Raw genomic sequence first — 13,435 nt, forward strand, 5'->3', positions numbered from 1 at the left:
GGGGTCGCGCCTGTGGCAGACTTCGACGCTGGTCCTGCCGGACCGGAGGGCAGCCCCGAGGAACGCACGGGGGGCCCGCGTCGGACGCCTGCCACAGAGGGCGGCCCACGCCACCGGAGCTCAGTGCAGGCACGTCCGTTCCAGCACCACCTGATTCCGCGGCTGATCTGTGGCACTCGCGAGGAGACACCATGAGCAACAACCTGGTCGCCCAGCTCGGCAACGAGATCAAGCGCGACGACAACCCCCACTTCCGCGCCGGTGACACCGTCAAGGTGCACGTGAAGGTCATCGAGGGCTCGCGCTCGCGCGTGCAGATCTTCCAGGGCGTCGTGATCCGCGTGCAGGGCTCCGGCGTCGGCCGCACCTTCACCGTCCGCAAGGTCTCCTTCGGCGTCGGCGTCGAGCGCACCTTCCCGCTGCACTCCCCGATCTTCGAGACCATCGAGGTCGTCACCCGCGGTGACGTGCGTCGCGCGAAGCTCTACTACCTGCGCAACCTGCGCGGCAAGGCTGCGAAGATCAAGGAGCGTCGCGAGTTCTGATCCGCGACCCCTTCTCTACACTCGCCGCGTGAGCAGCGACGACCACGACCCCGCGCGCCCGACCACCCAGGGCGGCGGGGTCGTGCCGTCCCCGGCCGAGCGGGTCGCCGCGGCGCGTGACCAGAGCCGCCGTGGACTGCCGCTGTGGCTGGAGTCGGTGCTGCTGCTGGGCCTCGCGGTGGTCATCGCGCTGCTGCTGAAGTCGTTCGTGGTGCAGGCCTTCTACATCCCCTCCGAGTCCATGGAGCCCGGTCTCGTCGAGGACGACCGCATCCTGGTCGAGAAGTGGTCGGGCTGGTTCGGCGGCGAGGTCGAGCGGGGCGACGTCGTGGTCTTCGAGGACCCCGGCGGCTGGCTGACCAGCGGCGAGGTCGACGAGCCCACGAACCCCGTCTCCGGCGCGCTCGCCGCGATCGGGCTGCTGCCCGACACCGGGTTCCTGGTCAAGCGCGTGGTGGGCGTCGAGGGCGACACCATCGTGTGCTGCGACGACCGGAAGCGCCTGGTCGTCAACGGGGTGGCCCTCGACGAGGACGAGTACGTCCTGGAGGACAAGCGGGTGCGCGGCTGCCGGGGGCCGATGACCGGCAACTGCTCCTGGAAGGCCGGCCCGGTGCCCGAGGGATCGGTCTTCGTGATGGGTGACAACCGCGGCCGCTCGGCCGACTCGACGGTGCACATGTGCCTCGAGGACGAGACCGAGTGCGTGCCCGGCGACGAGTACGTCTCCACCGACCTGGTCGTCGGCAAGGTGTGGCTGCTGCTGTGGCCCACCGACCGCTTCGGGGGTCTCGAGGCCACCGACGCGTTCGACGACGTGCCGGACGCCTCCTAGGGGCCCGACCGTGTCGCTGCTGCCGAAGGGGTCCACGGTCCGGCGCGACGCCGGGCTCTACGGCTACGAGCGCGCCCTGCGCCGCCACGGGCTCGAGGCCGTCGCCGGCGTCGACGAGGCCGGTCGCGGGGCCTGCGCGGGGCCCCTGGTCGCCGGCGCCTGCATCCTGCCGCCCGGGCGCAGCGGGATCGTGCCGGGGCTCGCCGACTCCAAGCTGCTCACCGAGAAGGCCCGCGAGCGCTGCTACGACCAGGTCGTGCGGCGCGCCGTCGCCTGGTCGGTCGTGGTGGTCTCCCACGAGGAGTGCGACCGCCTGGGCATGCACGTGGCCAACATCGAGGCGCTGCGACGGGCGGTGGCCCTGCTCGACGTGCCCGCCGACTACGTGCTCACCGACGGCTTCCCCGTCGACGGGCTCGGCGTGCCGGGGCTCGCGGTGTGGAAGGGCGACCGGGTCGCGGCGTGCATCTCGGCCGCGTCGGTGCTCGCGAAGGTGACCCGCGACCGCCTGATGCGCGACCTCGACCGCGACTGGCCGGCGTACGACTTCAAGACGCACAAGGGCTACATCACCGACACCCACACGCGCGCGCTCGAGGAGCACGGTCCCTCGCCGGTGCACCGGATGCGCTTCGTCAACGTGCGCCGGGCGGCCGGGCTGCCCTCCTGAGGAAGGGAGCAGGCGTCGGTCGCGGCGCTCGGCGTGACCTAGACGCTGCGCAGCCCGCGCCGCCGCTGCTCGCGCAGCGCGGCGTCGATGTCCTCGACCCGCACGTCGTCCAGGTCCGACTCGGCCCCGGCTCGGGCCGCCTCGAGGGCGCGGGCCGCGCGGATCCGCTCCGGGTCGCTGTCGCGCGTGGGGCGTGCCGGGCGCGGGCTCCGCTGCGGCATCGCCACCACGTTCGTCTCGTCCATGGCCCCAGTGTGCCCACCCGGGGCCCGGTCCGCCCGGTCCATCGCGACAGCCGGGTTCACCGCACCGGCTGGGGCGTCCCGAACCGGGTGCGCACGCCCGGCGAGTGCAGCACCGAGACGGGAGGGGTGGTCGCGACGCCGGGCAGGCCGGCGGCGGTCACCAGCTCGTCGTGCAGCTCGCGCACCCGGGCGCGGTGCAGCGGCCAGGGACCGTGCGTGTTGGGCACCCACAGGGTGCGCCCCAGCACGGAGGTGTGCAAGCCGAAGCGGGCGGTGAGGAACAGCTCCAACGGGTCGGGGTCGACCGGCTCGCCGACCTCGACGTCGATGACGCTGCGCGGGCGCCCGCCGGTGCGACGGCGCATCTCGTAGCGCCACCCGCCGTCCCGCCGTCCGGCCGACATCCGGGCCCACTTGTAGGGCACCCCGAAGCCGGCGTTGGCCCCGGCGACGACGGCCAGGCGGTCGGCGTCGAGCGAGCGGAAGACGACGCCGTGGCGGCCCCGGTCGTCGGTGGAGTAGAGGCGCACGTTGGTCTCGAGGAAGGTCCCCAGCCACGGGGCCGGGTGCCCCTCGCCGACGCCCGCGTCGACCATCCGGAACGGGATCAGGCCGACCCAGGCGGCACCGTCGTACAGGTCGGGGCGCACCCCCCGGGGCATCATCGGCGCGACCACGGCGGGGTCGACGGGCCAGTGCAGGAACGTGATGTCGCGCCACCACTGGTCCATGATCGCCCGACCGGGCAGCGGCGGGCCCTGGCCCGGGGGAGTCGCGCTCGAGGTGGCTGGCACACGTCTACGATGCCAGTGCCCACCTCGCCGCGAGGGTGGGCGAGCAGGTCCGCCGGTCGAGTGAGGAGCACGTGTGAGCGCCGAGGAGCTCGAGCAGTACGAGGCCGAGATGGAGCTGACCCTCTACCGCGAGTACCGCGACGTGGTGGGGATCTTCAAGTACGTCGTCGAGACCGACCGCCGGTTCTACCTGTGCAACCAGGTCGACGTGAAGGCGCGCACCGAGCAGGGCGACGTGTTCTTCGAGGTCTCGATGAGCGACGCGTGGGTGTGGGACATGTACCGCCCCGCGCGCTTCGCCAAGAACGTCAAGGTGCTGACCTTCAAGGACGTCAACGTCGAGGAGCTGCAGCCCTCCGAGGTCGAGCCGCCCGAGGCCTGAGCGGGTCGCCCGCGACCGGCGCCGGCCTCCCCGGAGGGGGCCGAGCGTCCACGATGACTAGTCCTTCTGGGCCATCTACCCCTGCGAACCCTCCCGGGACCCGCCGCGGCTCCCTACGCTCGGTGGAGCGGATCGGGAGTCCGCGTCTAAGACGGGGTGGGGAGCATGGCTGGAGGGGTTCGGCGCGCGCCTGAGCGCGAGCGGGGTGCGGCCGCGGTCGAGTTCGCGCTCGTGGTGCCGCTGCTGCTCGTGCTGGTCTTCGGCATCATCAGCTACGGCTACATGCTCAGCTTCCGGCAGTCCATCAGCCAGGCCGCGGCGGAAGGGGCGCGCGCCGCAGCACTCGCACCACCCACGGTCAGCGACAGGGCCCCCATCGCGTTCGCAGCGATCCAGAGCGTCCTGGGGGTCCCCTGCAACAGCGGCTACCTCTCCTGCGTGGCCGCGCCCGACTCGGCCTGCGGCTGCATCGACGTCACAGTGTCGTGGGACTACGCCGGTGACCCCTCCAAACCCAAGCTCGTCTACGACTTCGCGCTTCCCGCCACCTTGTCCTACACCGCGTCCTCCACGCTCGGCTCATGAAGCGAGCCATCCAGCGTCGTCGGCGACGCGACCGCCACGAGACGGGGGCCGTCGCGGTCTTCGTGGCCGTGACGTCCCTGCTCCTCGTCACGATGGGTGCGTTCGCGGTCGACCTCGGTATGCAGCGGGTCGTCCGCAGCGACATGCAAGCACTCGCCGACGTCGTCGCCATCGACGCTGCCAGACTTCTCGACGGTCGGACCGCTCAGCAGGTGACGTCCGGTGATCCGACCCATGATTCCCTCGACGAAGTCGTCGCCGCGAGCCTCTCCAGGAACAGAAGCCGGGTCGGCCAGGTCAGGGACCTGACGCCCACCCTGGTCACCCTGACGACCGACACACGGGGTGCACGCGTCCCGGTGCGTGACCCAGCGGGCGACCCGGTGCCCGTGCCGGCTGACCAGGTGCCCGACGCAGTGCTCGTCACGGCCACTGGGAGCGTCGACTTCGCATTCGCGGTGGGTGAGGGACAGGCCACGCGTTCTGCGCTCGCCAACGCGTCGACCTACGCGTGCTTCAGGCTCGGGTCGTTCGCTGCGGCCCTCGACACGGGTGGTACGCCCGTCGGGGACGTTTTCGACGCGATGGTCAAGGACGCCCTCGGGTTGAACCTCAAGGCCGTCGGATACCAGGGCCTGCTGCGCACGACCCTGGACCTGGGCCAGCTCGCAGCCCGACTCGGCATCGGGTCGCCGCAGGAGCTGGCGTCCCTCGGCGCTGTGCGGGTCGCCGACCTGCTCGATGCCAGTGCTCATGTGCTGGGACAAGAAGGGAACAGCTCCGCCCAGGCCGAGGTGCTCTCCATGGCCCGGGGAGTCACACAGAGCCTCCGTGTGGACGTGGGGCAGATCCTGTCGGTCGGCGACGGCTCGGTGCTCGAGGGCAGGCTCAACGTCGTCGACCTGCTCGGGTCGGTTGCGTTGGGGGTGGGGGCAGTGGTCTCCAACGGCAACAACTTCCTGGACACCGGAGTCGCCTGGTCGACGCCGCACGTCTCGTCGGGGAACATCGAGCTGAGGGCGATCGAGGCGCCGCAGCAGGCATGCGGCACCGTCGGCAGTGCTGTGGCGCGCACGGCGCAGGTCGCCCTCGCCGCAGACCTCGGTTTCACCCTCCCCAACAAGCTCGGCCTCGGTTCGCTGGGGTCGCTCGACGTCAGCATCCCGACGGATCCGACGAGCAAGAACGGGACGTTGCGCGTGGCTGCAACCCTGGCGGGCGCCTCCGGCCGGCTCGTCTCGGCGACCTGCGGTGGTGGGACTGCCACGGACCCCGAGGGCATCGGCGTCATGATCGACACGAACCTGCTCACCACCGAGGTGTCTCTGCCCTTCCGCCTCAGGGGGACGATCGACACGACGGGCAGCAGCATCCTCCCCGGCACAGTGCTCAACGACCTCCTCAGCTCGCTCTTCGGACTTCTGGCGACCGTCACCAAGGTCGAGGTGACCTTCGATGTCATGGCTCGCACCTCCGTGGCGTCGTCGACGCCCGGCTCCGTGGCCACCGCGCCGACCAACTACCTGGTCCCTCCGCGTGACTACTCCGATGTCGAGTCCTCGGCTGCGGGCTCCCCGGTTGCGCTGCCGTCGGCAGGAGTGGTCCTCGATGCGGCCCAGAGCACCGTCTCGGTGAGGATCAGCACGTTGACCGGCGCCCGGACGAGCACCGTCTCCCTGACCCAGCTGAACCTCGCGCCGATACTGAACGCGCTGACCTCCTCGGTCATCACCACCTCCACAGCGAGCGTGATCGCCAACGTGAACAAGGCCCTCGTGCCCGTGTCCAGCCTGCTGGGCATCCGGACCGCGGGCGCCGACCTGCTCGCCGTGACGCCGCCTGTGTGCGGGCACCCCTCGCTGGTCGGCTGAGGAGGACCGCGAGACGTCCACATCCCGACGCGAGGCCGCGCTTCTCCACAAGGGCCTCGGGAGGCGTTCCTCCGGCGGGCCCCGTCTCCGACCCTGGTCTCCAGGAGGTCGGAGATGACAGCGACAGCAGCGAGCCGGCAGGCCCTCGGGGCGTACGGCGAGAGGGTGGCGGCGCGCCACCTGGTGGAGCAGGGGATGACCCTGCTCGAGCGCAACTGGCGGTGCCCGGTCGGCGAGGTCGACCTGGTGCTCCAGGAGGGCGAGGTCCTCGTGGTGTGCGAGGTGAAGACCCGGGCGGGTGACGAGGGCGGCTCGCCGCACGAGGCGGTGACCCCCGCCAAGCTGGAGCGCCTGCAACGCCTCGGCGAGGAGTGGCAGGTGGCGCGCGACGTGCGTCTGCCGGAGGTGCGGGTCGACCTGGTCGCGGTCCGGCTGGCCGCGAAGGGCGCCGCCGAGGTCGAGCACGTGCGGGGGCTGGTCTGATGCCGTTCGCGACCGCCCGGACGGTGTCGCTGCACGGCGCCGTCGGGCACCTCATCCACGTGCAGGCCGACGTCTCGCCGGGCCAGGTGGGCACCACCCTGGTCGGGCGGCCCGACATCGCCATCAGCGAGGCCCGCGACCGGGTGCGGATGGCCATCATCAACTCCGGTCTCGGGTGGCCGGCCACCAAGCGCATCACGGTGCTGCTCTCCCCGGCGGACCTGCGCAAGCGCGGCACCCACTTCGACCTGGCCATGGCGCTGGCCGTCCTGGCGGCGGACGCGGTGATGACCGAGAGGTCGCTCGAGGGCTGCCTCTTCGTCGGCGAGCTCACCCTCGACGGCGGGCTGCGGCCGGTGGCCGGCGTGCTGCCGATGGTGCTGGCCGCCCGCGAGGCCGGCATCCACACCGTGTTCGTGCCCGAGCCGCAGGCCGCCGAGGCCGCGATGGTGCCCGGCACCACCGTCTTCGGGATGCGCTCGCTGCGCCAGGTCGTCGCCCAGCTGTGCGGGCAGGAGGTGCCCGACGCGCCCCCCGTCGCCTCGTCGTCGGGGGCCAGCCTGCTCTCCTGGCGCGGCTCCGACCGCCGCGACGAGGCCGACATGTCCGACCTGATCGGCATGGCCGACGCGCGGTACGCCGCCGAGGTCGCCGCCGCGGGCGGTCACCACCTGCTGCTGCAGGGGCCCAAGGGGTCGGGCAAGACCACGCTCGCCGAGCGCATCCCCACGATCCTGCCCGACCTCGAGCCGGAGGAGTCCCTCGAGCTGACCGCCATCCACTCGTTGGCCGGCGTGCTCGACCCGAGCCGGGGCATGCTCACCCGGCCGCCGTACTCGGCGCCCCACCACGACGCCAGCAAGGCCAGCATCGTCGGCGGCGGCAGCGGTCAGGTGCGCCCCGGCGAGCTCAGCCGCTCCCACTGCGGCGTCCTCCTCCTCGACGAGTTCCCCCTCTTCCGCGCCGACGTCATCGAGGCGCTGCGCGAACCGCTCGAGAACGGCGAGATCACCGTCGCCCGGGCCGAGGAGCTGGTCACCCTGCCGGCCCGGGGGATGGTCGTGCTGGCCGCCAACCCGTGCCCCTGCGGCGACTTCCGTGCCGATGCCGGCGCCAACCGGTGCTCGTGCCGCGACACCGTGCGCCGCGACTACCGCCGCAAGGTCACCGGCCCGGTCACCGACCGCATCGACATCACGCGCCAGGTCGACCCGGTGCGACCCCACGAGCGGCGCGACCCCCTCGCCGTGCGCGAGACCTCCGCGATCGTGCGCGAACGCGTCGCCCGCGCCCGGCGGCGCCAGGCCGAGCGCTACCGCGGGTGCACCTGGCGGCTCAACTCCCAGGTCCCCGGAGCCGCACTGCGCGAGAGCTGGCCGCTGCGCGAGGACGGGCAGGCGATGCTCGACAAGGCCCTCTACAACGCCGAAGTGACCAGCCGCGGCGCCGTCCGGGTGCACCGGCTGGCCTGGTCGGTGCTCGACCTGCTGCCCGACGTCGACGCCGAGCGGCGACCGGGCAAGGACGAGGTCGACACGGCGCTGCGGCTGCGGTCCGGTGACCCCCTGATGCTGAGCGTCCTCGAGCGGGGTGCCTGATGCGGGTCTGGCAGGACGACCGCCTCGCCCGTGTCGCGCTCTCGCGCATCGTCGAGCCCGGCGACCCGCGGCTGCTGGCCAGCATCAGCAGCATCGGCCCCGTCGAGACGCTGCAGCAGCTCGCCGACAGCCACCCGGACCTCGCCGAGCTGCAGGCCGAGACGCAGGCCCGCAGCGGTGGCCTCGAGCCCGAGCGCATCCTGGCCATCGCCGCCCGCCAGGGCATCCGGTTCGTCACCCCCGCCGACGACGAGTGGCCCCACCAGCTGGCCGACCTCGAGCAGCCCCGGGTGCAGGGACGCGGGGGAGTGCCGGTGGGGCTGTGGGTGCGCGGACCGCAGCGCCTCGACACCCTCGCAGGGTCGGTGGCGGTCGTCGGCGCCCGCACCGCCACCGGGTACGGCGCCTCGGTCGCCGGTGACATCGCCGCCCAGGTCGCCGGGGCCGGGCGTCCGGTGGTGTCCGGGGCCGCGTTCGGGATCGACCAGGCCGCGCACCGCGGAGCCCTCGGCAGCGACGGGTCGACCGTCGCGGTGCTGGCCTGCGGTGCCGACCGGATCTACCCCGAGGCGCACCGCGACCTCATCGAGCACCTCGCCACCCGTCACGCCGTCGTCTCCGAGGCGCCACCCGGCTGGTCGCCGATGCGGATGCGCTTCCTGAGCCGCAACCGCCTGATCGCAGCGCTGACCAGCGGCACCGTCGTGGTCGAGGCCGCACTGCGCAGCGGGGCGCTGAACACCGCCAACTGGGCCCACCAGCTCAACCGGCCGGTGATGGGGGTGCCCGGTCCCGTGACCTCGGCGCAGTCCCAGGGGGTGCACCAGCTGGTGCGGGTCGGGGCAGCGGGGCTGGTGACCACCGGCCCCGAGGTGCTCGAGATGGTCGCCGAGTCGGGGCAGCACCTGCTGGAGGTCCCGCGCGGGCCCGAGACGACCCGCGACCGGCTCGACCCGGTCGACCGCCAGGTCCTCGACGCGGTGCCGGTCTCGCGGGCCGTCCCGAGCGTCTCGATCGCCCGCACCGCCGGCATCGGCCCGGGGACGACCGACGCCGTCCTGGTGCGGTTGCAGGAGGCCGGGCTGGTGCGCAGCGACGGCCACGGGTGGCGGCTCGCCGGGCTGGCTCTGCCGTGAGCGCCCGCCGGCTTCCTAGACTCCGGGCATGGCCGACGACGCGCAGCAGGAGGCAGACGCGCTGCCCGAGGCCCTCGCCCGGGTCCTCGGCGACTACGAGCAGCACCTCGCCGTCGAGCGCGACCTGACCCCGCACTCGGTGCGCGCCTACGTCACCGACGTGGCCGGTCTCCTCGAGCACGCCCGACGGCTCGGGCTCGACGACGTCGGCCGCCTCGACCTGCGCACCCTGCGCAGCTGGCTGGCCCAGCAGCAGAGCCTCGGCAGGTCGCGCACCACCATCGCCCGGCGCGCCACCGCCGCCCGCGTCTTCACGGCCTGGCTGGCGCGCACCGGCCGCGCCGAGCAGGACGTCGGGTCGAGCCTGGCCAGCCCCCGGGCCCACCGCACGCTGCCGGCCGTGCTGCGCCGCGACGAGGCCGACGAGCTGATCCGCGCCGCCACCGACCTGGCCGACGACGGCAGCCCGGTGGGGCTGCGCGACGTGGCGATGTTGGAGCTGCTCTACGCCACCGGCATCCGGGTCGGGGAGCTCGCCGGCCTCGACGTCGACGACGTCGACCGCGAGCGCAACGTGGTGCGGGTGCTGGGCAAGGGCCGCAAGGAGCGCAGCGTGCCCTTCGGGCGCCCGGCCGCGCGGGCGCTCGACTTCTGGACCCGCCACGGCCGCCCGCAGCTGGTCGTCGAGGGCTCGGGGCCCGCGCTCTTCCTCGGGGCCCGGGGCGGGCGCATCGACCAGCGGGCGGTGCGCACGCTGGTGCACAAGCGCATCGCCGAGGTGCCCGGCGCCCCCGACATCGGTCCGCACGGCCTGCGCCACACCGCCGCCACCCACCTGCTCGAGGGCGGGGCCGACCTGCGCTCGGTGCAGGAGCTGCTCGGCCACGCCTCGCTGGCCACGACCCAGCTCTACACGCACGTGACCACCGACCGGCTGCGAGCGGCGTACCGCCAGGCCCACCCGCGCGCCTGACCGCGACCCGGCGCCACTTCACCACCGAGTCGGCGCCAGTTCGCGGAACTGGCGCCGACTCGGTGAGGAACTGGCGCCGGCTCGGGGTCACAGGAGCGCAGCAAGGCTGGTCAGGACGGCTCGGTAGGGGGTGTCGTACGACGGTGGCGCGACGCTCGGTGCGAGCGGGGCGGCTGGACCGAGCGGGGTGAGCGGGGTGGTGGTCCACAGCGGCAGCAGGCGGACCGGGCCCGCGCCGACCAGGCGCAGCGGGTCGAGGTACTGCTCGCTGGCCGCGCCGGACTCGATCCAGCCCCAGTGCAGGCACACCCGGGGCACGCAGTGGGACGGCGCGACCTCCAGGCGCCCCACGACGTCGCCGGCGACCACCGCCTCGCCGACGGCCAGGCTCGCCGCCACCGGCTCGTACGTCGTGCGGGTCGCGCCGTGGGAGACCACCACGACGCCGCGGCCGGCGACCCGCCCGGTGAAGGAGACCTCGCCGTCGAGCGCGGTGCGCACCGGCTGGCCGGCGCGCCCGAGCAGGTCGACGCCTCGGTGGCCGGCCGCGTAGGGGGAGGCCGGCGCGTCGAAGGTCTCGACCACCTCGGGCTCGGGACGCAGCGGCCAGACCCCCTGTGCCCGCGGCTGGCCCGGCGCTGCCGCCGGGGCGGCCACGGAGGAAGGGGGCTCCGCGGGCTCGCCGGGTGCGGGCGACCAGGGTGAGGCCGACGGGCCCAGTGCAGCGACCAGGAGCAGTCCGGGGAGGCCGGTCAGGAGCAGGGCGGGAGAGGGCATGGCCGGCATCCTGTCGCCGACCGGAGCGCCCTCGGGCCCCGCGGGCCTCTGCTGGGGACATCGGCTCCGGTCAGGGCTGCTGTGGACGTGACCTGGCGACCCGGCCCGTCCTGCCCGGGCTCACACGCGCCGGAGCAGGTCCTCCATGCGACCGATCTCCGCGGTCTGGCTCACGGCGATGTCGGCCGCCAGCTCGCTGACGCGGAGGTCCTCACCCTCGACGGCGACGTGGTCCACCATGTCGAGCGCCCCTTCGTGGTGCCCGATCATGCCCTCGAGGAAGAGCCTGTCGAACTCCGGGCCGTCGCTCGTGGCCAGCTCCTCCATCTCGGTCTCGGTCAGCATGCCGGCCATGCCGTCGTGGCCGTGTGCTGCGTGGTCCCACGACTCCGCGTCCTCGACAGCGCGCGGCACGTCCATGCCACGTTCGTCCAGCCAGGCGGCCATGCTCATGATCTCGGGGCCCTGGGCGGCGCGGATGCGCTCGGCGAGCGCGCGGACCTGAGGGCTCGCCGCCCGCTCCCCGGCCAGCTCCGACATCTCGAGCGCCTGGGCGTGGTGAGGGATCATCATCTGCATGAAGGCCACGTCCGCGTGGTTCCACGGGTCCTCGGCGCTGATGTCGTCGGGATCGACCAGCGCCGTCGGGTCGCCGGGCCCTCCGGGCCGGACGACGGGCGCCGACGAGCCGGCCGGCTGCTCGTCGCCGGCCGGGCCGCTGCACGCAGAGAGCCCCAGGACGACCACGAGGGAGGCCGCGGCCAGGACGGGACGGGGGACACATGCACCACTCAAGGGTCTTCTCCTGCGGCTCGGGCCCGGGATCGTGAGGTCCGCTGCCTCACCTTCCTGCAATGCACGAACGTGCAGGTAGCAGCCTCTTCCGGACGTCTCGCGGGCCAAGGTACGACATCCGTGGCGGTGCGCAAGCCCGCCTCCGTCACCGACGAAAGGGCCTCCTCCATGCATGAAACCACGGGACGACCGGGGGGCCGGCGTGCCACCTGGGTCCGCCTCGGCCTCGCGACCGGTGTGGCGCTCGGACTGGCCGGCATCGTCGCGCCCTCGGGCGCGGAGGAGGGCCAGGACCCGAGGTCCGAGGTCTGCCCTCCCGGGCTGGAGCGACAGCTCGAGCGGGGCAAGGACAACTTCGCCGATGCCTGCCAGCCGGGCGCCGACTTCGCCCCCCTGGACGACAGCGGTGCCCAGCTGGCGCCAGGCGAGATGGCCAGCAGTGCCAACCTGGAGCTGGTCCACAACACCCCGAAGCAGGCGCCCCTGCTGGGCTTCAACAGCGACCTCGCCTTCAAGGGCGAGCACGCCTACGCCGGCAACTACGACGGGTTCACCGTCTACGACCTCTCCGACCCGGCCGCCCCCAGCGTGGTCAAGCAGGTCCTGTGCCCCGGCTCCCAGAACGACGTCTCGGTGTGGGGTGACATCCTCGTGCTGAGCGTCGACTCCAGCCGCAGCGACGACTCGTGCTCGAGCACCTCGCAGTCGGCGACCGACGAATCGTCGTGGGAGGGCATCCGGGTCTTCGACATCAGCGACCCGGCCGACCCGGCGTACGTCGCTTCGGTCGAGACCGACTGCGGCTCCCACACCCACACGCTGGCGCCGGGCAAGGACGGCAAGGACCTGTTCGTCTACGTCTCGTCCTACAACCCGCGGGCGGACTACCCCGACTGCCAGCCGCCGCACGACAAGATCAGCGTCGTGCAGGTGCCCGTGGCTGCGCCCGCGGAGGCCAGCCTGGTCGCGACGCCGGTGCTCTTCCCCGACGGTGGCAGCGACGGGACCGGGTACTCCCGCGCGACGGCCGGTTGCCACGACATCACGGCCTACCCGGCCAAGGACCTCGCTGCCGGGGCGTGCATGGGTGACGGCATCCTGCTCGACATCTCCGACCGGTCCAACCCCGTGGTCACCGAACGGGTGCAGGACCAGGAGAACTTCGCCTTCTGGCACTCCGCGACGTTCAACGACAAGGGCACCAAGGTGGTGTTCACCGACGAGCTCGGCGGTGGCGGTGGCGCCACCTGCAACCCGACGGTGGGTGAGACCAAGGGCGCCAACGGGATCTACGACATCGTCGACGGCGAGCTGGTGTTCGCCAGCTACTACAAGATCCCGCGCACCCAGGCCAACACGGAGAACTGCGTGGCTCACAACGGCTCGCTGATCCCGGTCAAGGGCCGCGACTGGATGGTGCAGGCCTGGTACCAGGGCGGCATCTCGGTCTTCGACTTCACCGACTCCACCAACCCGCGCGAGATCGCGTGGTTCGACCGGGGACCGCTGTCGGAGGAGAAGCTCGTCGTCGGTGGTTCCTGGTCGGCGTACTGGTACAACGGCTACATCTACTCCAACGACATCCAGCAGGGCTTCGACGTGCTCGAGCTCGACGACCCGCGCGCGAAGACCGCGTACCGTGTGCGGATGGACGTCTTCAACCCGCAGTCCCAGCCGTCCTTCAACGGCTGACCCGGCTGACGCAGAGGTCCCGGACCGGTCAGGTCCGGGGCCTCGTCGCGTCGA

Annotated in this window: 15 protein-coding genes; 11 read left to right on the top strand and 4 right to left on the bottom strand. The window is 72.9% G+C overall.

The genetic code is table 11. The features are described from left to right. The first annotated feature begins 191 nt into the window (after positions 1-191). From rplS to H0S66_RS14240, 3 genes are read left to right on the top strand one after another with little or no spacing between them, the layout of a single operon-like run. Positions 192-545: a 50S ribosomal protein L19 gene (gene rplS, locus H0S66_RS14230; protein ID WP_179615966.1), complete on the top strand. Its 354-nt coding sequence runs from the start codon at positions 192-194 to the stop codon at positions 543-545. A 28-nt stretch (positions 546-573) separates the two neighbouring features. Beyond that, entirely contained in the window at positions 574-1,380 is an 807-nt protein-coding gene (gene lepB, locus H0S66_RS14235) for a signal peptidase I (protein ID WP_258016924.1), read from the top strand. Positions 1,381-1,390: 10 nt separating this feature from the next. After that, positions 1,391-2,050, top strand: a complete 660-nt coding sequence (locus H0S66_RS14240) for a ribonuclease HII (protein WP_179615967.1) — start codon at positions 1,391-1,393, stop codon at positions 2,048-2,050. Positions 2,051-2,088: 38 nt separating this feature from the next. Here the strand turns inward: H0S66_RS14240 and H0S66_RS14245 are convergent, their stop codons facing one another. After that, the gene (locus H0S66_RS14245) at positions 2,089-2,295 is read right to left on the bottom strand and encodes a hypothetical protein (RefSeq protein ID WP_179615968.1); all 207 of its coding nucleotides are present in this window, start codon (positions 2,293-2,295) and stop codon (positions 2,089-2,091) included. A gap of 56 nt (positions 2,296-2,351) precedes the next feature. Continuing rightward, positions 2,352-3,089 (bottom strand): YqjF family protein, encoded by a 738-nt coding sequence (locus H0S66_RS14250; RefSeq protein WP_258016925.1) that lies wholly within the window; start codon positions 3,087-3,089, stop codon positions 2,352-2,354. A gap of 73 nt (positions 3,090-3,162) precedes the next feature. Between H0S66_RS14250 and H0S66_RS14255 the strand changes: the two genes are divergently transcribed. The 7 genes from H0S66_RS14255 (at position 3,163) to H0S66_RS14285 (ending at position 10,117) form a co-directional block, all read left to right on the top strand. Next, positions 3,163-3,471, top strand: coding sequence for a DUF2469 domain-containing protein (locus tag H0S66_RS14255; protein ID WP_179615969.1), 309 nt, complete (start codon positions 3,163-3,165; stop codon positions 3,469-3,471). A gap of 165 nt (positions 3,472-3,636) precedes the next feature. Then, positions 3,637-4,056 carry a TadE/TadG family type IV pilus assembly protein gene (locus H0S66_RS14260; protein WP_179615970.1) on the top strand — a complete coding sequence of 140 codons (420 nt, stop codon included), beginning with the start codon at positions 3,637-3,639 and terminating at the stop codon, positions 4,054-4,056. After that, positions 4,053-5,927, top strand: a complete 1,875-nt coding sequence (locus H0S66_RS14265; RefSeq protein ID WP_179615971.1) for a pilus assembly protein TadG-related protein — start codon at positions 4,053-4,055, stop codon at positions 5,925-5,927. Before H0S66_RS14260 ends, H0S66_RS14265 begins: the two co-directional genes overlap by 4 nt. Before the next feature lie 114 nt (positions 5,928-6,041). Further along, positions 6,042-6,410: a YraN family protein gene (locus H0S66_RS14270; protein ID WP_179615972.1), complete on the top strand. Its 369-nt coding sequence runs from the start codon at positions 6,042-6,044 to the stop codon at positions 6,408-6,410. After that, positions 6,410-8,008, top strand: a complete 1,599-nt coding sequence (locus tag H0S66_RS14275) for a YifB family Mg chelatase-like AAA ATPase (protein WP_179615973.1) — start codon at positions 6,410-6,412, stop codon at positions 8,006-8,008. The genes H0S66_RS14270 and H0S66_RS14275 overlap by 1 nt, the downstream gene beginning before the upstream one ends. After that, positions 8,008-9,144 carry a DNA-processing protein DprA gene (gene dprA, locus H0S66_RS14280; protein WP_179615974.1) on the top strand — a complete coding sequence of 379 codons (1,137 nt, stop codon included), beginning with the start codon at positions 8,008-8,010 and terminating at the stop codon, positions 9,142-9,144. The genes H0S66_RS14275 and dprA overlap by 1 nt, the downstream gene beginning before the upstream one ends. Before the next feature lie 28 nt (positions 9,145-9,172). Then, the gene (locus H0S66_RS14285) at positions 9,173-10,117 is read left to right on the top strand and encodes a tyrosine recombinase XerC (protein ID WP_179615975.1); all 945 of its coding nucleotides are present in this window, start codon (positions 9,173-9,175) and stop codon (positions 10,115-10,117) included. 87 nt (positions 10,118-10,204) lie between these two features. On the opposite strand, the gene H0S66_RS14290 is transcribed toward H0S66_RS14285, so the two are convergent. Further along, positions 10,205-10,894: a M23 family metallopeptidase gene (locus H0S66_RS14290; RefSeq protein WP_218876331.1), complete on the bottom strand. Its 690-nt coding sequence runs from the start codon at positions 10,892-10,894 to the stop codon at positions 10,205-10,207. Positions 10,895-11,014: 120 nt separating this feature from the next. Next, entirely contained in the window at positions 11,015-11,689 is a 675-nt protein-coding gene (locus tag H0S66_RS14295; RefSeq protein ID WP_179615977.1) for a DUF305 domain-containing protein, read from the bottom strand. A 168-nt stretch (positions 11,690-11,857) separates the two neighbouring features. Here H0S66_RS14295 and H0S66_RS14300 point away from each other — a divergent pair, with 168 nt between their 5' ends. Further along, positions 11,858-13,381 (top strand): LVIVD repeat-containing protein, encoded by a 1,524-nt coding sequence (locus tag H0S66_RS14300; RefSeq protein WP_246305152.1) that lies wholly within the window; start codon positions 11,858-11,860, stop codon positions 13,379-13,381. The last annotated feature ends 54 nt before the right edge of the window (positions 13,382-13,435 follow it).

It is taken from the genome of Nocardioides marinisabuli (assembly GCF_013466785.1).
Classification (GTDB): Bacteria; Actinomycetota; Actinomycetes; order Propionibacteriales; family Nocardioidaceae; genus Nocardioides; species Nocardioides marinisabuli.

Coding starts and splice junctions, on each gene's coding strand:
- rplS (WP_179615966.1), top strand. CDS start 192: ATGAGCAACAACCTGGTCGCCCAGCTCGGCAACGAGATCAAGCGCGAC.
- H0S66_RS14245 (WP_179615968.1), bottom strand. CDS start 2,295: ATGGACGAGACGAACGTGGTGGCGATGCCGCAGCGGAGCCCGCGCCCG.
- H0S66_RS14260 (WP_179615970.1), top strand. CDS start 3,637: ATGGCTGGAGGGGTTCGGCGCGCGCCTGAGCGCGAGCGGGGTGCGGCC.
- H0S66_RS14265 (WP_179615971.1), top strand. CDS start 4,053: ATGAAGCGAGCCATCCAGCGTCGTCGGCGACGCGACCGCCACGAGACG.
- H0S66_RS14270 (WP_179615972.1), top strand. CDS start 6,042: ATGACAGCGACAGCAGCGAGCCGGCAGGCCCTCGGGGCGTACGGCGAG.
- H0S66_RS14275 (WP_179615973.1), top strand. CDS start 6,410: ATGCCGTTCGCGACCGCCCGGACGGTGTCGCTGCACGGCGCCGTCGGG.
- dprA (WP_179615974.1), top strand. CDS start 8,008: ATGCGGGTCTGGCAGGACGACCGCCTCGCCCGTGTCGCGCTCTCGCGC.
- H0S66_RS14285 (WP_179615975.1), top strand. CDS start 9,173: ATGGCCGACGACGCGCAGCAGGAGGCAGACGCGCTGCCCGAGGCCCTC.
- H0S66_RS14290 (WP_218876331.1), bottom strand. CDS start 10,894: ATGCCCTCTCCCGCCCTGCTCCTGACCGGCCTCCCCGGACTGCTCCTG.
- H0S66_RS14300 (WP_246305152.1), top strand. CDS start 11,858: ATGCATGAAACCACGGGACGACCGGGGGGCCGGCGTGCCACCTGGGTC.